This is a genomic window from Pseudomonas syringae (assembly GCF_021606685.1).
GTDB classification, from domain to species: Bacteria; Pseudomonadota; Gammaproteobacteria; order Pseudomonadales; family Pseudomonadaceae; genus Aquipseudomonas; species Aquipseudomonas syringae_R.
On record NZ_WKCB01000011.1, the window covers coordinates 19,971 to 39,229 of the forward strand.

Consider the following 19,259-nt stretch of genomic DNA (forward strand, 5'->3'; position numbering starts at 1 on the left):
TCGCTCATGGATAAGGTTCTGGCCTGCGCCGGCCCCACACTCGCTCCCAACAACGACGCTTTCTTTACGCCTTGCTGCAAACCTGATCAGCCACTTATCGCGGCCACACAGAATGGCCTTGAGGACACACACGATGGACGTCACCGCAACGCTGAGCTTGGGCGATCCGCTGGAACCCGCACGCAAGGCCACCGCGCAAATGCTGCAGGAGCGCGAGCGTACCTTTTCACTGCCGCAGCCGTTCTACTCTGACGACCGGCTGTTTGATATCGACATGCAGGAGATCTTCCAGAAAGAGTGGTTGATCGCCGGCATGACCTGCGAGATCCCCACCAAAGGCAACTACCTGACGCTGCAAATCGGCAAGAACCCGATCATCGTGATCCGTGGCGCCGAAGGCGTGGTGCATGCGTTCCACAACGTGTGCCGTCACCGTGGTTCGCGCTTGTGCACCAGCGACAAGGGCAAGGTCGCCAAACTGGTCTGCCACTACCACCAGTGGACCTACGAACTGGACGGCCGCCTGCTGTTCGCCGGTACCGAGATGGGCGCCGACTTCGACATGAAGCAGTACGGCCTCAAGCCGGTCAACGTGAAGACCGCCGGTGGCTACATCTTCATCAGCCTGGCCGAGAACCCGCCGGCCATCGATGACTTCCTGTCGACGCTGAACCGCTACATGGAACCCTACGACATGGAGAACACCAAGGTGGCGGTGCAAACCACCTTGATGGAGAAGGCCAACTGGAAGCTGGTGCTGGAAAACAACCGCGAGTGCTACCACTGCAACGCCTCGCACCCCGAGCTGTTGAAAACCCTGCTGGAATGGGACGACGTGACCGACCCGCGCGCCGACCAGGCCTTCAAGGACCACGTGGCCGCCTCTGCCGCCGCCTGGGACGCCGAGAAAATCCCTTACGCCCACGCCAGCTTCGGCCTGCGTAACCGCATCGTGCGCATGCCGCTGCTCAAGGGCACCGTGTCGATGACCCTGGACGGCAAACAAGGCTGCGCCAAGCTGATGGGCCGCATCAAGAACCCCGACCTGGGCTCGATGCGCATCCTGCACCTGCCGCACTCGTGGAACCATTGCATGGGCGACCACATCATCGTGTTCACCGTGTGGCCGATCAGTGCTCAGGAAACCATGGTTACCACCAAGTGGATCGTGCACAAGGACGCCGTGGAAGGCGTGGACTACGACGTGGAGCGCATGCGCCAAGTGTGGGACGCCACCAACGACCAGGACCGGCGCCTGGCCGAAGAGAACCAGCGCGGCATCAACTCCACGGCTTACCAGCCCGGCCCGTATTCCAAGACCTATGAGTTTGGCGTGGTCAACTTCGTGGATTGGTACAGCGAGCGTCTGCTGAGCAACCTGGGCGCGGCGCCAGCGCCCTACCTCAAGGGTGTGGCGGCACACGAGTGACGCCTTGACTGTCAGGGTTCCGGTCTGTACAAAAAACAGCCAGAACCCTGATAACCCCCACCTGCCCTGCCCTCCAGCCATTGCCCAACAACTTATCCACAGAGCCACCCACAGCAATTGTGGGCAACTGGTACTTTTCGCTGAAATAAACTCAAGAAAATCCGTGACTTATTCAAAGCCAGGGGTTTTATCCTCTATTGGTTATTTTTTGACCTAAAGCCTGTAAGCCACGTTTTGTATGGGCTGCAGAGGAACGCAAACACCTTATCCACAGAAGCGCCAACAGACTTTGGGGGCAACTTTGGGGTATCTGTGGAAAACTGTGCGCGGGTTAGTGAAACTGGGGGTTTCAGAGGGATTTTGAGGGGAAAAGCCAGGATTGATCACTTTTTAAACAGAACTCTACACGCCTTTAACTACGCGGCTTGCAGCAGATAGCAAACATCTTATCCACACGCAGGCTAACAGGCATTGTGGGTAAAATGTGGGAGGGGCGGTGCGACGATTCGACTTGCCCCCGATAGCGGTGGGTCAGCCAAAGCTGTATCAACTGACACTCCCTCATCGGGGGCAAGTCGAATCGTCGCACCGCCCCTCCCACATTGGATCAGCGTACGACGCCTTCTTCTATGAGCAGCTTGAGAATAGCGTCCGCGCCGGCTTCCGGGCTCAGGCCTTTGAGCACCTGCCCGCCCCCCCCACTGGCCTTAGCCGTGGCAGCCTTCATACGGTCCGCGCCGCTCTTGGCCTTGATCACCTTGAGCCGCTTGGGCCGCGGCTTGGCCGGCTGCAGCACTGCGCCTGTGAATAACTCGTCCTCCTCAACCGCGACCTCATGGGCCGCCAGCTCGCCCCTCTGCGCCGGGCCGTAAGCGCTTTGCCGTGGCTTGGGCGCCGCGTTATCCACCGTCGCCAGAAACGGCAAACGCACTTTCAAGCGCCGCCGCTGGCCACGGGGCAAGGCTTGCAGGACATGGGCCACGCCGCCGTCGATGGACTCTACCTGCGCCAGGCCCACAATCAGCGGCCAGCCCAATTGCTCGGCCAGCAGGAACGGCAACATGCCCGAGCCTTCACCGGTTTCGGCCTGGCTGCCGGTAAGCACCACCTGGGCACCTGCCTCGCGCAAATAGTCACTGAGCACCGGCAAGGCATCGGCGCCTGCCGGCTGCTCCAGCACGTGCAACTGCGGCAGACCCATGCCCAGGTAACTGCGCAGTGTCGGCTCGTTGATGTCGCCGGCGTGCAACACCTGCAACTTATCCCCAGCCATTTGCAGGCCCAGTTCGACAGCACGCGCGTCCTGCTCGGCGCGGCGCGGCCGGCCGGAAGTCGGGTGGGCGCCGATGGACACCAGGCTGATTACATTGGTCGTCATCGCCATATCCTTGGGTTAGGCCGCATCGCGCTTGGCGCCGTTGCGGTAGGCCTCGACCGCATCGATCAAGGCTTGCAGAATCGCGGCGCTTTCGCCGATCACCGACAAGTCGGCACGCTTGATCATGTCGCAGCCCGGGTCGAGGTTGATCGCTACCACCTTGTCGCAGGCACCGATGCCCTGCAGGTGCTGGATCGCTCCGGAAATCCCCACGGCCACGTACACCCGCGCCGTGACCCAGGTGCCGCTGGCGCCGACCTGGCGATCACGCGCCATAAAGCCATCGTCCACCGCCACCCGTGAGGCGCCTTCGGTGGCGCCCAGCGCCGCAGCGGTCTGGTGGAACAAGCCCCAGTCCTTCACGCCATTGCCGCCGGAGAAAATAAACTCGGCTTCGGCCATGGGGATCGCCCCTGGGTCCACCGCCACAGCGCCAAGGTCTTCGATACGCGGCAGGCTGCGCGCCAGGCTTGTGGATAACTCCACGGGCAACACTTCGTGACGCGTTTCGCTGACCGGCTCGGCGCATTCGGCGGCGGCCAGGATCAGGCGTGGCAGCGGTCGCGCCAAGTCTTCCTGGCCCGCACCGGCGCGGCCGATGCATTCCTCGCCCTTGATCTGCCACACCCGGGTGGCCGGGCGTTCCTTGAGGCTGGCGGCAAAACGCCGGCCCAGCTCACCACCGCCGCTGCGGCTGTCGGGCAGCAACCAGTGGCGTGGGTTGAATTGGTTATCCACAGCCCGCAGCCCCTGAACGCGTTGCTCCGGTGCATAACCTTCGAACTCGGGACCGTCGAGCACCAACAGGCGGTCGACGCCGGCCGTGGCGAAAGCATTTTCTTTATGCTCGCCAAACACCACGGCCAGCACCGCGCCGTCGCTGCCGGCGAGTTGCCGGGCGAGGCCGAGCAGGTCGCGGTCGTGGCTGCTCAGGCGGCCACCGACCATGTCCGGCACCACGTTGATGTAAAACGCCGGGGCTGCGATCTGGTGCAGCGGCAACTGCACGTCCACCGCCGCCGTGCGCTTGGCCGCGCCACCTTGTTGGGCGCCGCTGCGGTCGATGCGCTTGATGCCGTTGGGGCCGATAAAACCGACGCCATGCACGTTCTTGCGGATAACACCGTTAGGCCCCATCCAACTCTGTTGCACCGGCTGCATCGCCGCGTGCAGCGGGTGCAGACGGTTGCGGGCGATCCATTCGGCCCGGGGGTCGCGGCGGATAATCTCGCTCATTAATGCACCTCCGCAGGTTCACGCTTGATGGGCGCTTTCGCTGGCATGGCGTCTTCGAGCAACGCGTCGGCCACCAGCTCAGCAATGTCCTTGATCAGCGGGCGCGGTTCGACCACGCCTTCGAGCATCGCGGTGCACTGCGGGCAACCCACGGCCACCAGCTCGGCGCCGGTTTCGCGGATGTCGTCCATGCGCATGTCCGGGATACGTTGCTTGCCGGGAATATCGGTGATCGGCGCCCCGCCGCCACCGCCGCAGCAGCGCGAACGGAAACCCGAGCGTTGCATCTCCTTGACCTCGATACCCAGCGCCCGCAGCACTTGGCGCGGCGCCTCGTATTCGCCGTTGTAGCGCCCCAGGTAACACGGGTCGTGGTAGGTCACGCTGTTGCCTTTGTGCTGTCCCAGGTTGAGCGCACCATCGCCGATCAACTCGGCCATGAACGTGCTGTGGTGCTGCACAAGGTAATTGCCATTGAAGGCGCCGTACTCGTTTTTCAGCACATGGAAACTGTGCGGATCGCAGGTCACGATGCGCTTGAAGGTGTACTTGCCCAGGGTCTGGATATTGCGCGTGGCCAGCAGCTGGAAGGTCGCTTCATCGCCCAGGCGACGGGCCACATCGCCGCTGTCGCGTTCTTCCAGGCCGAGCACGGCGAAGTCGACCCTGGCCGCCTTGAGCACTTTGACGAAGGCGCGCAAGGTGCGTTGGTTGCGCATGTCGAAGGCGCCGTCGCCGACCCAGAACAGTACGTCGGCGCTGCCTTTGTCACTGAACAACGGCAGGTTCAGGTCCGCCGCCCAGTTCAGGCGGCCGCCCGGCGCGAAGCCGCCAGGGTTGTCGGTGGCGATCAGGTTTTCCAGGACCTCGGCGCCTTTGTTCGGCGTGGCGCCTTTTTCCAGGGTGAGGTGGCGGCGCATGTCGACGATGGCGTCTACGTGCTCGATCATCATCGGGCACTCTTCCACGCAGGCGCGGCAGGTAGTGCAGGACCACAGGGTTTCGGCGTCGACCAGGCCATTGACGATGGGCTGGTGCGGGTTGCCGCTGTGCTCGCCGACCGGCTTGCCGGGGTACGGGCTGCCGGCGAACCTGGCATCGGTGCCGCCCGCCAGGCCGACCACCATGTCCTGGATCAGTTTTTTCGGGTTCAGCGGCTGGCCGGCGGCGAATGCCGGGCACGCGGCTTCGCACTTGCCGCACTGTACGCAGGCGTCGAAGCCGAGCAGTTGGTTCCAGGTGAAATCCTTGGGTTTCTCCACGCCCAGGGGCGCGGTCTTATCGTTCAGGTCCAACGGCTTCAAACCGGTGGAACGGCCCCCGCCAAAGCGTTCGGCGCGACGGTGCCAGGCCAGGTGCAGGGCGCCGGCGAAGGCGTGTTTCATCGGGCCGCCCCAGGTCATGCCGAAGAACATCTCGGACACGCCCCACGCCACGCCCACACTCAGCAGCGCAGCCAGCAGCCAGCCACCGAAGTCGGCAGGCAGAATCCCGGCCACCGGCAAGGTCACCAGGAAGAAGCTCACCGAGAACGCCATCAGGCTTTTCGGCAGGCGCATCCACGGGCCTTTCGACAGCCGTGACGGCGGGTTGCGCCGACGTAGGTAGACAAACGTGGCGCCGACAAACATCAGCACCGATGCCAGCAGCAGGGCATAGCCGAGGATGCGATTATGCAGGCCGAAACCGTGTACCAGGATCGCCAGCAGCGCCGACAGCACAAAGCCCAGGGCGGTGGCGACGTGGGTGTTGGCGATGTATTTGTCGCGGGCGACCACGTGGTGCAAGTCGACCATGTAGCGCTTGGGCATGGCCAACAGGCCGCCCAGCAGGTCGACTTTGGACGCGCGGCCACGGCGCCACATGTTCGCCCGGCGCAGGGCGCCGAGGACGGCAAGGCCCAGGGCGGCGAACAAGAGAATAGGCAGCAAGGTGTTCAACATGGTGAAGCTCCCACAGACCACACAAATCTGAAGTGAAACTGGCCTTAATGTGGGAGGGGGCTTGCTCCCGAAAGCGGTGGGTCAGCTACAGCTGTATCACCTGACCCGCCGCCATCGGGAGCAAGCCCCCTCCCACATTTTTGGCCATGCGCGGGTCAGAAATCCTTGCACAGGCGCAGGGCGTCATAGATCGCAGCGTGGGTATTGCGCTGCGCCACACAGTCACCGATGCGGAACAGCAAGTACCCCTCGCCCGCCTCGCTCAAGCACGGTTGCGGCTTGATCGCGAACAGCGCTTCGACGTCGATCTGGCCCTTGTTGCGCGAGCCTTCCTTGAGCGCGTAGTAAATCGCTTCGTCCGGGCGCACGCCGTTCTCGACCACCACCTGGTCCACCACCCGCTCCTCTTTGGCGCCGGTGTATTCGTTCTCCAGCACCGCCACCAGCTTGTCGCCTTCGCGGTAGACCTTTTCCAGCATCATGTCGCCGGTCATGATCACTTCCTTGGGGTACATGCTGCGGTAGTAGGTCGGGAACGACGTACCGCCGATGGCCACGCCCGGCTTGATGTCGTCGGTGACGATTTCCACCTGGCTGCCTTTGTCGGCCAGGAAGTCAGCCACCGACATGCCGGTGAATTCGCAGATGGTGTCGTACACCAACACGTTTTTACCCGGCGCCACCTTGCCGTCCAGCACGTCCCAACTGCTGACGACCAAGCCTTCGGCTGCGCCCCAGTGTTCGTTCTGCTCGACGTTCGGATGCCCGCCCACCGCCAGCACGACGACGTCCGGACGCAGGTCCAGAATGGTCTCGGCATCCGCCGCCACGCCCAGGCGCAGGTCGACTTTCAAGCGCGCCAGCTCCAGCTGGAACCAGCGCGTGATACCGGCAATCTGGTCACGCTGCGGGGCTTTCGACGCCGTGGTGATCTGCCCGCCGATAAATTCCTTTTTCTCGAACAGGGTCACATCGTGGCCACGTTCGGCAGCCACGCGCGCCGCTTCCATCCCGGCCGGGCCGGCACCGACCACCACGACTTTGCGCTTGGGCCCGGTGGACTTCTCGATGATGTGCGGCACGCCCATGTATTCACGGGAGGTCGCGGCGTTCTGGATGCATAGCACGTCCAGCCCTTGATACTGACGGTCGATGCAGTAGTTGGCGCCGACGCACTGCTTGATCTGGTCGATCTGGCCCATCTTGATCTTGGCGATCAGGTGCGGGTCGGCAATGTGCGCACGGGTCATGCCGACCATGTCCACGTAGCCGCCTTCCAGAATGCGCGTGGCCTGGTTCGGGTCCTTGATGTTCTGCGCGTGCAGCACCGGGACCTTGACCACTTCCTTGATACCGGCGGCCAGGTGCAGGAACGGCTCCGGTGGGTAACTCATGTTGGGGATCACGTTGGCCAGGGTGTTGTGGGTGTCGCACCCCGAGCCCACCACGCCGATGAAATCGAGCATGCCAGTGTCGTCGTAATACTTGGCGATCTGCTTCATGTCCTCGTGGGACAGGCCGTCCGGGTGGAACTCGTCGCCGCACAGGCGCATGCCCACGCAGAAGTCGTCACCGACCTCGGCGCGCACGGCCTTCAACACTTCCAGGCCGAACTTCATGCGGCCTTCGAAGGTGCCACCCCATTCGTCAGTACGCTTGTTGACCCGTGGGCTCCAGAACTGGTCGATCATGTGCTGGTGCACGGCGGACAATTCCACACCGTCCAGGCCACCGGCCTTGGCGCGCTTGGCGGCGCTGGCGTAGTTGCCGATCACGCGCCAGATTTCTTCCGGCTCGATGGTCTTGCAGGTAGCGCGGTGTACCGGCTCACGCACGCCCGACGGCGACATCAGGGTCGGCCAGTTGAAGCCGTCCCAGCGCGAGCGACGGCCCATGTGGGTAATCTGGATCATGATCTTGGCGCCATGCTTGTGCATGGCGTCGGCCAGGTTCTGGAAGTGCGGGATGATGCGGTCGGTGGACAGGTTGACCGAACTCCACCATTCCTGCGGGCTGTCGATGGCCACCACCGAGGAGCCGCCGCAGATCGCCAGGCCGATGCCGCCCTTGGCCTTCTCTTCGTAATACTTCACATAGCGGTCGGTGGTCATGCCGCCGTCGGTGGCATACACCTCGGCGTGGGCGGTACTGAGCACGCGGTTGCGGATGGTCAGTTTGCCGATCTGGATCGGCGCAAACATTGCTTCGAAAGCCATGGCACGGTTCCTCGACTTACAACGGCTTGACGGTGAACAGGCCGTCGTCGTGGCCCTCTTCGGAGCCTCCGTACACTTGTTCGGCTACGGTGCGGATCTGGCTGCCGCGCGCTTGCAGAATCTGGTCCATGGCGCCGGCAAACCAGCCGGTGAACATGTAGTCCACTTTGCGCCCGACCTTGCCGTACACGTAGACGAACGCCGAGTGTTCGAGCTTGACGCTGGCGGTGCCTTTGTCGAGGTCGATGTCCTGGATCTTGAACAGGCCCCAGCCGCGTTGCGACAGGCGTTTCATGTAGTGTTCGAACACCGCCACGCCTTCCAGGCCATGGCACTCGGCTTCTTTTTCACACCAGTGCCAGGCGGATTTGTAGCCGGCCTTGTAGAGAATTTCGGCGTAGGCCTCGGCGCCCAGCACTTCTTCGATGCCCATGTGGTTGTTGACGAAGAAATGGCGCGGCACGTACAGCATCGGCAGGGCGTCGGAGCTCCAGACACCGGTTTCACTGTCGACTTCGATGGGTAATTGCGGGGCGATCTTGGCCATGGAAACTTAACTCCAGAAAAATTCGTTGTGATGATGTTCCGCAGTCGTGCGGTGGCTTACTCGCCCCAAACGTCTTTCAAGACGTTGACCCAGTTTTCGCCCATGATTTTGCGCACCACCCGCTCACTGTGGCCGCGCTTGAGCAGGGTTTCGGTGAGGTTGGGGAACTCACCCACGGTGCGGATGCCCAGCGGGTTGATGATCTTGCCGAAGCTGGTCAGGCGGCGGGCGTAGCCCTTGTCATGGGTCAGCATTTCGAAGAAATCCTGGCCATGGCCCTGGGTGAAGTCGGTGCCGATACCGATGGCGTCTTCGCCGACGATGTTCATGGTGTATTCGATGGCTTCGGCGTAGTCGTCGATGGTCGAGTCGATGCCCTTGGCCAGGAACGGCGCGAACATGGTCACGCCGACAAAACCGCCGTGGTCGGCGATGAACTTGAGTTCTTCATCGGACTTGTTGCGCGGGTGCTCTTTGAGCCCGGACGGCAGGCAGTGGGAGTAGCACACCGGCTTTTTCGATTCGAGGATGACTTCTTCGCTGGTCTTGGAGCCGACGTGGGACAAATCGCACATGATGCCGACCCGGTTCATCTCGCCGACGACCTCACGGCCAAAGCCCGACAGGCCGCCGTCACGCTCGTAGCAACCGGTGCCGACCAGGTTCTGGGTGTTGTAGCACATCTGCACCACACCGACGCCGAGCTGCTTGAAGATCTCGACGTAGCCCAACTGGTCTTCGAAGGCGTGCGCGTTCTGGAAGCCGAAAATGATGCCGGTCTTGCCTTGTTCCTTGGCTTTGCGGATGTCAGCGGTGGTTTTCACCGGGATCACCAGGTCGCTGTTTTCACGAATCAAGGTCTGGCTGGCCACGATGTTGTTGATAGTGGCCTGGAACCCTTCCCACACCGACACAGTACAGTTGGCGGCGGTGAGGCCGCCTTTGCGCATGTCCTCGAACAGGTCGCGATTCCACTTGGCAATAATCAGCCCGTCGATAACGATGCTGTCGGCGTGCAATTCGGCTGGGCTCATCAGGCGTCCCCTTATTGGCGATTCATGCGCCGAATCGTCTGCCGGCGCTTTGGGGCCAGCATATGCCCAGGGGCAACCCGAGCCGGGTGCAAAAACGACAGGGGAATTGCCGAAAGCGTCAATCCACGACAAAGGCGTCGATGACAGGTCCGACGGGCGACTGTTCTTTGTCGTACGCTTGAGCCAGAATTCCGCATCACCTGATATGAGACGGCGCAATGAAATCGATTTTCCTGGCTTTGGCACTCATCGCAACCGGCGTCCACGCAGCCGAAGACACCGACAGCACGCCGTGCGATGGCATCGAAAACGACAAGCAAACCCTGGAATGCGCCTCCTACAACAAAACCACCGCCGAGCAGTTGTTGAAGGATAACTATCAGGGCCTGCTGGAGCGCATGGGTTCGACCTATGGCAGCAACAAGTCGCAACTCGCCGACATTACCGCTCGTCTGAAGGATGCCCAGCAGAAATGGGAAAAACTGCGCGACGCCGATTGCGCCGTGGACACCTTCCCGGCGGTCAACGGCAGCAAAGCCTATGCGATTGCGCAGAATGACTGCCTGGCGCGTATGAGTGATGAGCGTTCGGAGTTTTTGGAGTCGATCGGGCAGGAATAAGCGACAATCCCCGCCACTTTTAACCTGAACCAAGGCCATTCATGACTATCTGCGGCATCGAAATCAAAGGCAGCGAAGCCATTATCGCCGTCGCCTCCCTCGACAACCAGGCGCTGACCCATGTCGCCCTGGCGACCAAGAAAATCGCGCTGGAAGACGACGATGAGGCGGCCAACGTCAAAGCTTTTGCCGCCCAGGTGAAGGCATTTGTGCAGGCCAACGCCATCAGCCGTATCGCGATCAAGAAACGCAGCAAGAAAGGCGAATTCGCCGGTGGGCCAACCACCTTCAAGATTGAAGGGGTGTTTCAGTTGCTGGAGGGGGTCGAGGTAACTTTGCTGTCGCCGCAGACCATCAATGCGCAGAACAAGAAGCACACTTTTGATCTACCGGCGACACTCAATAAGTATCAGCACGAGGCGTATAAAACAGCCTGCTCATGCTTGACTAAGAAATAACCGCATATCAACTTTTGACGCAGTATTCCATCCCGTGCCCACCGCCTTCGTATTCCGGGCCGTAATAATATTTAACAAAGGACACTTTACCTTCCGGGGTTGGTGTCACTTGGGCGACCGCGACGCCAAAGTCTTTCAAGGCGGGGTCGGTATGCGCGAAGTAGATGCCCAGCGTATCTGCCGTCCCGGCCGCCATCCCGTCATAGCGGGACTTGTCTTCCAGGGTTAAGGTGAAGGTGTAGGCGGCGTACTTGCCAGTGCTTTGCTTGGCGTCGAGTTTCATGTCGACAATACCCTTGAAGGTGCCGATATGCCTATCCTGGCCGACACATTCATAACGCCCACTGTAATCGGCTCCGGTAAAAGGTACAGGCGCCTGGGCTGCCCACACGGGGGTGGTACCGAGCGCAATCACAGCAACTAATTTCTTCAGCATGCAAACCTCATAGGATTACGTAGTGATGTTCCTGGCATACGTACTTTCATTTCCAGAGCACTTGGCCAAGAATAACTTTGAGACCCATATGACGTTAGCAGCTCGTTTCTATTAGTCGTTACCAACAATAGAAAACAAGAAGTTTCCCACACGTCCCGTGATGTTTCTTACAAGAACATGCTGCGCCACTGCTGACCTCCCACCTTAGTGGGTGATACGGCTTTTATGCCGTAGCCAATCCCCGAACGACTTGTCTTCCAACGCATAACCACCCCGGCCCGACTTCCACACCAGCTCCTTGTCGCGCAGGGCATCGATACAGGCCTGAATGGTCTGGGTGCCCGGCACCAAGTCACTGCCCATGTCTTCCAGCGCTTTGCCCACTGCCGTAAGGGTACTGTCGGTGAACGGCGCGAAGGGCTCGTTGTGTTGCGAACGCTCTACCATAACTTCCAGCACCGCACGCTGTGGGATAGTCAGGGCGTTCCAGGCGCTTTCGAATTCGGTCCACACGCCAGCGCGTAACAGTTCAGCGCGGCTGTGCAGCAATTGGCCCAGGTTGCTGGCCTCACCCAACTCCAGCGCCACCTCACCGATGATGGTGCGCAGCATCTCGGGGCGCCGCCCAACCAACTCAAACGCCTCATCAATATCGGCAGCGTTGAATTGATTGGTGTGGGCCAGGTGCGCGTTGAGGTGCAGGGTGTAAGCCTGGGTGAATTCTTTGCCGAGCAAGGGGAACGGCGTGATGCTGGAGCCGAAGAACGGCTGGCTTTTGCCCAGCACCAAATGCGCCAGCTTGTCGCGATTGGACCCGGTGAACACCAGATGCAAACCACTGCCGTCCTCGTCACGCCCCTGGTTGAGCTGATCCCGGGCGGCCTTCAGTGCGAACATCGCATTGATACCTGAATCGCTGGTCAGGGCGTGCTGTGCTTCGTCAATCACCAGCACGACGGGTTTTTCCGCAGCGCTGTGAAGTAACTCCAAAGCCTGGGTCAGAGTCGCGCCCACCGGCAATTGAGGCTTGCTGAAATCCCAGGACAGCGTCCGCAAAAAGCTCAGTTTCTCGATTCCAATGTTCTTGGCCAGCTTGCGAATGCCCTTTTCGTAGGGAGCCAGCGCTGCGCCAATAGCGCTGGAGATCAACTCTGCCGGATCCGTCTCTTTGTCCGCCCATAGGTCGACATACACGGTAAGCCAGCCACGGAGCTGACACTCCGGGATCAGATCTTCACGCAGAAAAGTACTTTTGCCCGTGCGACGCGGCGCCGCGAGAAACAGGCCGGAAGTGAAATCCTGGATACCTGCCCCCACCAGACCATCGGCAATACTGCTCGCCAGGGCGGGGCGGCGAAACACAAAGCCGCTGGGCTTGGACATGGTTTTATACTCAATTATGGAAACGACTATAAATTATAGCAATGGGTATAATTTACTATAATTGCTCGTCACACAACCTCTCGTCGCCGATCCTCCCGCGGACATTTCGCAAACCGCGCCCGATAACTCCGGGTGAAATACGACGGCGACTCAAACCCGCACGCGATACTCACTTCCAGCACACTCATGTCGCTCTGGCGCAGCAACTGCCGGGCTTTTTCCAGGCGCAGGCCGAGGTAGAAGTTGCTCGGGGTGTCGTTCAAGTGCAGGCGAAACAGCCGCTCCAGTTGACGCCGCGTGACCTTGATCGCTGCGGCCAGGGCCAGGGTGCTCAAGGGCGGCTCGGTGTGTTGCTCCATCTCGCCGATCACTTGCACCAGTTTTTTGTTGTTGATGCCGTAGCGCGTGGCGATCTGCATGCGCTGGTGGTCTTTGCGTGGGCGGATGCGGCCGAGCACGAATTGTTCGGACACCTGGATCGCCAGGTCCGGGCCGTGCGCCTGGGCGATCAGGTCGAGCATCAGGTCGATGGACGCGGTGCCGCCGGCGCAGGTGATACGGCGGCGGTCGATCTCGAACAGTTCCTGGGTCACCGTGAGCTGTGGATACGACTCCTTGAAGGCGTCGATGGCTTCCCAGTGCAGGGTCAGGCGGTGGCCGTCGAGCAGGCCCGCCTCGGCCAGCACACAGGCGCCGGTGTCGATGGCGCCGAGGGTCACGCCGTCGTGGTCGAGGCGGCGCAGCCAGTGCTCCAGGGCGGGGGTGGCGAACTGCAGCGGCTCGAAGCCAGCCACCACCAGCAACGTCGCGCCTTTTTTCAGTGGCTCCAGCGCGGCGTCAGCGTTAACCGACATGCCATTGCTCGCCAGCACCGCGCCGCCATCGGCGCTCAGCACGTGCCAGCGGTACAGCTCGCCGCGAAAGCGGTTGGCCACCCGCAGCGGTTCCAGCGCGGAGATAAAGCCGATGGCCGAGAAGCCCGGCATCAGCAAAAAGTAGAAATCCTGGGACATGGTGGCGCTCTCGTCGGACGGACAGCGTGGCACTGTGATACTCCCGTTCATGGGCGGATTCAAGGGGGCAGGTCGCTGCAGTGCAAGAGCGGGTCGCCGCCGTGCGCTTTGTCGCTTCTCAAGCTGCGTAACGTGATTGCACGGTGCACAAAGACGCCGGCCCCCACAATAACGACCTGCCGAGGGATCCACCATGAAACGACTGATGCTCGCACTCAGCGCCAGCGCACTCTTGAGTACCAACGCGATGGCGGCCGACGCGGCGTCCTGCCAGAACGTGCGCATGGGCGTGGTGAACTGGACCGACGTCATCGCCACCAGCGCCATGACCCAAGTGTTGCTCGACGGCCTCGGCTACAAAACCAAACAAACCAGCGCCTCCCAGCAAATTATCTTCGCCGGCATCCGCGACCAGCGGCTGGACCTGTTCCTGGGCTACTGGAACCCGCTGATGACCCAGACCATCACGCCGTTCGTCGACGCCAAGCAAGTCAAAGTCCTCGACAAGCCCAGCCTGGAAGACGCCCGCGCCACCCTCGCCGTGCCGACTTACCTGGCCGACAAAGGCCTGAAAACCTTCGCCGATATCGCCAAATTCGATAAAGAACTGGGCGGCAAGATCTACGGGATCGAGCCGGGTTCGGGTGCCAATACGCAGATCAAGGCGATGATCGCCAAGAACCAGTTTGGCCTGGGTAAATTCCAGCTTGTCGAATCCAGCGAAGCCGGCATGCTCGCCGCCGTCGACCGTGCGGTACGCCGCAAGGAGGCGGTAGTGTTCTTCGGCTGGGCGCCGCACCCGATGAACGTCAACGTCGCCATGACCTACCTCACCGGCAGCGACGATGCCCTGGGCCCGAACGAAGGCATGGCCACCGTGTGGAGCGTCACCTCGCCGAACTACGCCGAGCAGTGCCCCAACGTGCATAAGCTGCTGACCAACCTGACCTTCACCGCCGCCGACGAGAGCCGGATGATGCAGCCGTTGCTGGATCACAAAGACGCCCTCGAATCGGCCAGGCAGTGGCTCAAGGATCACCCGCAAGACCAGGCTCGCTGGCTCGAAGGTGTGACTACTTTCGACGGCAAACCGGCTGCAGCCAACCTGCAACTGACCAGCAAATAATCCTTTTCAAATCACCGTTTCGCGGTCATTTCCGACCGCGAACGGCGCCACCACGCCTGTAAGGAACCACCCCATGAACCACGACGTCATCATCACCTGCGCACTCACCGGTGCTGGCGACACGACCGGCAGAAGCCCGCACGTGCCGGTCACCCCCAAACAAATCGCCGCAGCCGCCGTGGAAGCCGCCAAGGCCGGCGCCACCGTGGTGCATTGCCACGTGCGTGACCCCGAAACCGGCAAGTTCAGCCGTGACGTCGCCCTGTACCGTGAAGTGATGGAGCGCATCCGCGAGGCCGACATCGACATCATCGTCAACCTCACCGCCGGCATGGGCGGCGACCTGGAGATCGGCGGCGGCGAGAACCCGATGGAGTTCGGCCCCAACACCGACCTGGTCGGCCCGCTGACCCGCCTCGCCCATGTGGAAGAGCTGCTGCCGGAAATCTGCACGCTGGACTGCGGCACGCTCAACTTCGGCGATGGCGACACCATTTACGTGTCCACCCCGGCGCAATTGCGGGCGGGCGCCAAGCGCATCCAGGAACTGGGCGTTAAGCCTGAGCTGGAGATTTTTGACACCGGCCACCTGTGGTTCGCCAAGCAGATGATCAAGGAAGGCCTGCTGGATAACCCGCTGTTCCAACTGTGCCTGGGCATCCCATGGGGCGCGCCGGCCGACACCACCACCATGAAAGCCATGGTCGACAACTTACCTGACGACGCGGTGTGGGCCGGCTTTGGCATTGGCCGCATGCAAATGCCGATGGCGGCGCAAGCGGTGCTGCTGGGCGGCAACGTGCGGGTCGGGCTGGAAGACAACCTGTGGCTGGACAAAGGCGTGCTCGCCACCAATGGCCAACTGGTAGAACGCGCCAGCGAGATCCTCAGCCGCCTGGGTGCGCGGGTCCTCACCCCCGCCGAAGGCCGCGCCAAAATGGGCCTCACCAAACGCGGTTAAACATGTGGGAGGGGGCTTGCCCCCGATAGCGGCGTGTCAGTCGATGCATTCGGTGCTGATCCACAGCCATCGGGGGCAAGCCCCCTCCCACAAGGGTTCTTCACATTACTCGGGATCGTCGCCATGCGCTTTATCACACAAATCAAAACCTTCGCCGCCCTCGGCAGCGGTGTTATCGGCAGCGGCTGGGTGTCTCGCGCCCTGGCCCATGGCCTGGATGTGGTGGCCTGGGACCCGGCGCCCGGGGCTGAAGCGGCCCTGCGCAAACGTGTCGCCAATGCCTGGGGCGCCCTGGAACAACAAGGCCTGGCGCCAGGTGCATCGCAGGACCGCCTGCGCTTTGTGGCAACGATTGAAGCGTGCGTGAAAGACGCCGACTTCATCCAGGAAAGCGCACCCGAACGCCTGGAACTGAAGCTGGACCTGCACAGCAAAATCAGCGCAGCGGCCAAGCCCAATGCGTTGATCGGCTCGAGCACCTCGGGTCTGTTGCCGAGTGAGTTCTACGAGGGTTCCACGCACCCGGAACGCTGCGTGGTTGGCCACCCGTTCAACCCGGTCTACCTGTTGCCACTGGTGGAAGTGGTCGGTGGCAAAAACACCGCACCAGAGGCGATCCAGGCGGCGATCCAGGTGTATGAATCCCTCGGCATGCGCCCGCTGCATGTGCGCAAGGAAGTCCCCGGTTTTATCGCTGATCGCCTGTTGGAAGCGCTATGGCGCGAGGCCCTGCACCTGGTTAACGATGGCGTGGCGACCACCGGCGAAATCGACGACGCGATTCGTTTTGGCGCCGGCTTGCGCTGGTCCTTCATGGGGACTTTTCTCACGTATACCCTGGCCGGCGGCGATGCCGGGATGCGGCATTTCATGGCGCAATTCGGCCCGGCGTTGCAATTGCCCTGGACCTACCTGCCGGCACCTGAGCTGACCGATAAACTGATCGACGATGTGGTCGATGGCACCCGCGATCAACTCGGCAGCCACAGCATTTCGGCGCTGGAGCGCTATCGTGATGATTGCCTGTTGGCAGTGCTGGAGGCGGTCAAAACCACCAAGGCCAAACATGGCATGACCTTCGCCGAATAACCGCTGTTGATCTCTGTGGGAGCTGGCTTGCCTGCGATAGCGGTGGTGAATCTTGCATCGCCATCGCAGGCAAGCCAGCGCCCACAATTGAACGAGTAATAATCCGGAATCCCAGACATGCCTGCACTGACAACCTACACCACCCAAGTCCAACCGGACTGGGTGGACTACAACGGCCATCTGCGCGACGCGTTTTACCTGCTGATCTTCAGCTACGCCACCGACGCGTTGATGGACAGGCTCGGGCTGGACAGTGAAAACCGCGAAGCCAGCGGCCATTCGCTGTTTACCCTGGAGCTGCACCTCAACTACTTGCACGAAGTGAAACTCGGCGCCGAGGTTGAAGTGCATACCCAACTGATCGCCCACGACGCCAAGCGCCTGCACCTCTATCACAGCTTGCACTGGGTAGGTGATGCAAAGGAACTGGCGGGCAACGAGCAGATGCTGTTGCACGTCGATCTAGCCGGGCCGCATTCGGCACCGTTTACCCAGGCGACACTGGCACGACTTGCCGCCATCAGCACCGAACAGTCCGACCTGCCGCGCCCTGCCCTGCTCGGCCGCGTGATTGGCTTGCCCGCAAGGAAATAGACGCGCAAAAAAAGCCCCGTTCCAGCCGTGACTGGAGCGGGGCAGAGTGCCTTGTGTGAGCCGTGCAGGCCGAGGGTGACCAAACCTTCAAGCTGCTTGCTGGTTACCAGTGTGCCCATTCGGGCGGTGGGCAAATGGCCCGAAAACGACACGCTCATAGCCATGCGAGCCATTCGTGCATTCTGCCCTTGCCGAGCGCTTGAGCGGCTACCAGAATCCAGCTCAGACCCCGCTCCCCTCACCAGGATAAACGCCATGATGCACGCGGATTTGATTGACCAGGATGACCTGCTGGGCCAACTGCGCTCGCTGGGTTTTGAAGTGTCCAGCGGTGCCACCGCCGAGCAAGCCTGCGAGTGCGCAGTGCGTGGTTTGAGCGAGGCACGGGCCAAGGCGCTCAAGGGCATGGTTGAGCAGATGTACACCGGCAAGGCGACGATTTTGCCGGCGGTAAGGCAGGCGATCGATAAGCAGTTGTTGCCGGCTTTGGTGCAGTTCAAGCAAAGCTCAGGCGCCTGAGAACCCATGTGGCGAGCGGGCTTGCCCGCGTTGGAGCGCGCAGCGCTCCCAGGCTTTTGGGGCTGCTACGCAGCCCAACGCGGGCAAGCCCGCTCGCCACAAAGCCTAGAGCCGTACACTGGCAAACGTCGACTCATTCCGCGCCTGACTCAATGCCGACATCGGCCCCGACAACGGTGACAACACCAGTGCCTGCGGAATCGGCAGCATCGCCACCTGCTGGGTGGTGTTGGAGCCAACACGCTCATCCCGTGGCGGAATGCCGAAGTATTCGCGGTAGCACTTGGAGAAGTGCGGCGTGGACACAAACCCGCACACCGACGCCACTTCGATGATCGACATCGGTGTTTGCTTGAGCAATTGCCGCGCACGGATCAGCCGCAGCTTGAGGTAGTAGCGCGACGGTGAGCAGTGCAGGTATTTCTGAAACAGCCGCTCCAACTGGCGCCGCGACACGGCGACATACACCGCCAGCTCGTCCAGGTCGATCGGCTCTTCCAGGTTGGCTTCCATCAGCGCGACGATTTCCTGCAACTTGGGCTGGTTGGTGCCGAGCATGTGCTTGAGCGGCACACGCTGGTGATCCTGTTCGTTGCGGATGCGCTCGTACACAAACATCTCGGAAATCGCCGCCGACAGTTCACGGCCGTGGTCGCGGCTGATCAGGTGCAGCATCATGTCCAGCGGCGCGGTGCCGCCGGAGCTGGTGAAGCGGTTGCGATCAAGGGTGAACAGGCGCGTGCTCATGGCCACGCGGGGGAAAGCTTCCTGCATCGACGCCAGGCATTCCCAGTGCACGCTGCAATCAAAACCATCGAGCAGACCGGCGCAGGCCAGCGCCCAACTGCCGGTGCACACCGCGCCGAGGCGACGCGACTGGCGCGCCTGGCTTTGCAGCCACGACACATGTTCACGCGTGACGGTACGCTGGATACCCACGCCGCCGCACACGATCACCGTGTCCAGGGCCGGGGCTTTGTGCATGGAAGCATCGGGGGTGATTTGCAGGCCGTCGCTGGCCCATACCTGGTTGCCGTCGACGCTCAGGGTTGTCCAGCGATACAGCTCGCGGCCGGACAGTTGGTTGGCCATCCGCAGGGGTTCGACTGCCGACGCCAGGGAAATCAGCGTGAAATTGTCCAGCAGCAAAAAGCCGATGGATTGAGGCGCACGGTTCTGGGGTTGGGCCCCGGAGTTGAACGACGTCATCGCGGTATCTCCTCACACAAAGCGGGTGATGGCCTCAGGCGAGGCTCTTGTTATTGCGCCCGTCTGCG

The 19,259-nt window shown here is 61.6% G+C and carries 18 protein-coding genes; 8 read left to right on the plus strand and 10 right to left on the minus strand.

The window, feature by feature from the left end:
• The first annotated feature begins 133 nt into the window (after positions 1 to 133).
• A complete protein-coding gene (gbcA, locus tag GIW02_RS06825; RefSeq protein WP_236415037.1) occupies positions 134 to 1,429 on the plus strand; it encodes a glycine-betaine demethylase subunit GbcA in 1,296 nt (431 codons plus the stop codon).
• Positions 1,430 to 2,036: 607 nt separating this feature from the next.
• Here gbcA and etfB read toward each other — a convergent pair.
• From etfB to GIW02_RS06855, 6 genes are all read right to left on the minus strand, one after another.
• On the minus strand, positions 2,037 to 2,807 hold the full coding sequence (gene etfB, locus GIW02_RS06830) for an electron transfer flavoprotein subunit beta (RefSeq protein WP_236419596.1): 771 nt from the start codon (positions 2,805 to 2,807) through the stop codon (positions 2,037 to 2,039).
• A 15-nt stretch (positions 2,808 to 2,822) separates the two neighbouring features.
• The gene (gene etfA / locus GIW02_RS06835) at positions 2,823 to 4,043 is read right to left on the minus strand and encodes an electron transfer flavoprotein subunit alpha (protein WP_236419598.1); all 1,221 of its coding nucleotides are present in this window, start codon (positions 4,041 to 4,043) and stop codon (positions 2,823 to 2,825) included.
• Positions 4,043 to 5,986, minus strand: coding sequence for a dimethylglycine demethylation protein DgcB (gene dgcB, locus GIW02_RS06840; protein ID WP_236419600.1), 1,944 nt, complete (start codon positions 5,984 to 5,986; stop codon positions 4,043 to 4,045). Before dgcB ends, etfA begins: the two co-directional genes overlap by 1 nt.
• A gap of 155 nt (positions 5,987 to 6,141) precedes the next feature.
• A complete protein-coding gene (dgcA, locus tag GIW02_RS06845) occupies positions 6,142 to 8,202 on the minus strand; it encodes a dimethylglycine demethylation protein DgcA (protein WP_236421803.1) in 2,061 nt (686 codons plus the stop codon).
• Positions 8,203 to 8,218: 16 nt separating this feature from the next.
• Positions 8,219 to 8,749: a DUF5943 domain-containing protein gene (locus GIW02_RS06850; RefSeq protein WP_236418291.1), complete on the minus strand. Its 531-nt coding sequence runs from the start codon at positions 8,747 to 8,749 to the stop codon at positions 8,219 to 8,221.
• Between the two features lie 56 nt (positions 8,750 to 8,805).
• On the minus strand, positions 8,806 to 9,783 hold the full coding sequence (locus GIW02_RS06855; protein ID WP_016972866.1) for a dipeptidase: 978 nt from the start codon (positions 9,781 to 9,783) through the stop codon (positions 8,806 to 8,808).
• Between the two features lie 218 nt (positions 9,784 to 10,001).
• On the opposite strand from GIW02_RS06855, the gene GIW02_RS06860 reads away from it, so the two are divergent.
• Both GIW02_RS06860 and GIW02_RS06865 read left to right on the plus strand, forming a co-directional pair.
• The gene (locus GIW02_RS06860) at positions 10,002 to 10,403 is read left to right on the plus strand and encodes a lysozyme inhibitor LprI family protein (RefSeq protein ID WP_236418290.1); all 402 of its coding nucleotides are present in this window, start codon (positions 10,002 to 10,004) and stop codon (positions 10,401 to 10,403) included.
• Positions 10,404 to 10,444: 41 nt separating this feature from the next.
• Positions 10,445 to 10,861 (plus strand): DUF3010 family protein, encoded by a 417-nt coding sequence (locus tag GIW02_RS06865; RefSeq protein WP_236418289.1) that lies wholly within the window; start codon positions 10,445 to 10,447, stop codon positions 10,859 to 10,861.
• A 7-nt stretch (positions 10,862 to 10,868) separates the two neighbouring features.
• Here the strand turns inward: GIW02_RS06865 and GIW02_RS06870 are convergent, their stop codons facing one another.
• From GIW02_RS06870 to GIW02_RS06880, 3 genes are all read right to left on the minus strand, one after another.
• Positions 10,869 to 11,297 carry a hypothetical protein gene (locus GIW02_RS06870; protein WP_236418287.1) on the minus strand — a complete coding sequence of 143 codons (429 nt, stop codon included), beginning with the start codon at positions 11,295 to 11,297 and terminating at the stop codon, positions 10,869 to 10,871.
• Between the two features lie 204 nt (positions 11,298 to 11,501).
• A complete protein-coding gene (locus GIW02_RS06875) occupies positions 11,502 to 12,680 on the minus strand; it encodes an ATP-binding protein (RefSeq protein WP_236418284.1) in 1,179 nt (392 codons plus the stop codon).
• 68 nt (positions 12,681 to 12,748) lie between these two features.
• Positions 12,749 to 13,693, minus strand: a complete 945-nt coding sequence (locus tag GIW02_RS06880) for a GlxA family transcriptional regulator (protein WP_236418283.1) — start codon at positions 13,691 to 13,693, stop codon at positions 12,749 to 12,751.
• 193 nt (positions 13,694 to 13,886) lie between these two features.
• Between GIW02_RS06880 and GIW02_RS06885 the strand changes: the two genes are divergently transcribed.
• The 5 genes from GIW02_RS06885 to GIW02_RS06905 all read left to right on the plus strand — a co-directional run bounded on the left by GIW02_RS06885 (position 13,887) and on the right by GIW02_RS06905 (position 17,982).
• Positions 13,887 to 14,819, plus strand: coding sequence for a choline ABC transporter substrate-binding protein (locus GIW02_RS06885; protein WP_236418282.1), 933 nt, complete (start codon positions 13,887 to 13,889; stop codon positions 14,817 to 14,819).
• 73 nt (positions 14,820 to 14,892) lie between these two features.
• Positions 14,893 to 15,780: a BKACE family enzyme gene (locus GIW02_RS06890; RefSeq protein WP_236418281.1), complete on the plus strand. Its 888-nt coding sequence runs from the start codon at positions 14,893 to 14,895 to the stop codon at positions 15,778 to 15,780.
• 123 nt (positions 15,781 to 15,903) lie between these two features.
• Entirely contained in the window at positions 15,904 to 16,869 is a 966-nt protein-coding gene (locus tag GIW02_RS06895) for an L-carnitine dehydrogenase (RefSeq protein ID WP_236418280.1), read from the plus strand.
• 117 nt (positions 16,870 to 16,986) lie between these two features.
• Positions 16,987 to 17,463 carry a thioesterase family protein gene (locus GIW02_RS06900; protein ID WP_236418279.1) on the plus strand — a complete coding sequence of 159 codons (477 nt, stop codon included), beginning with the start codon at positions 16,987 to 16,989 and terminating at the stop codon, positions 17,461 to 17,463.
• 255 nt (positions 17,464 to 17,718) lie between these two features.
• Positions 17,719 to 17,982 (plus strand): hypothetical protein, encoded by a 264-nt coding sequence (locus GIW02_RS06905; protein ID WP_025858800.1) that lies wholly within the window; start codon positions 17,719 to 17,721, stop codon positions 17,980 to 17,982.
• A gap of 105 nt (positions 17,983 to 18,087) precedes the next feature.
• Here the strand turns inward: GIW02_RS06905 and gbdR are convergent, their stop codons facing one another.
• Positions 18,088 to 19,191: a choline metabolism transcriptional regulator GbdR gene (gene gbdR, locus GIW02_RS06910; RefSeq protein WP_056857767.1), complete on the minus strand. Its 1,104-nt coding sequence runs from the start codon at positions 19,189 to 19,191 to the stop codon at positions 18,088 to 18,090.
• Positions 19,192 to 19,259 lie beyond the last annotated feature (68 nt).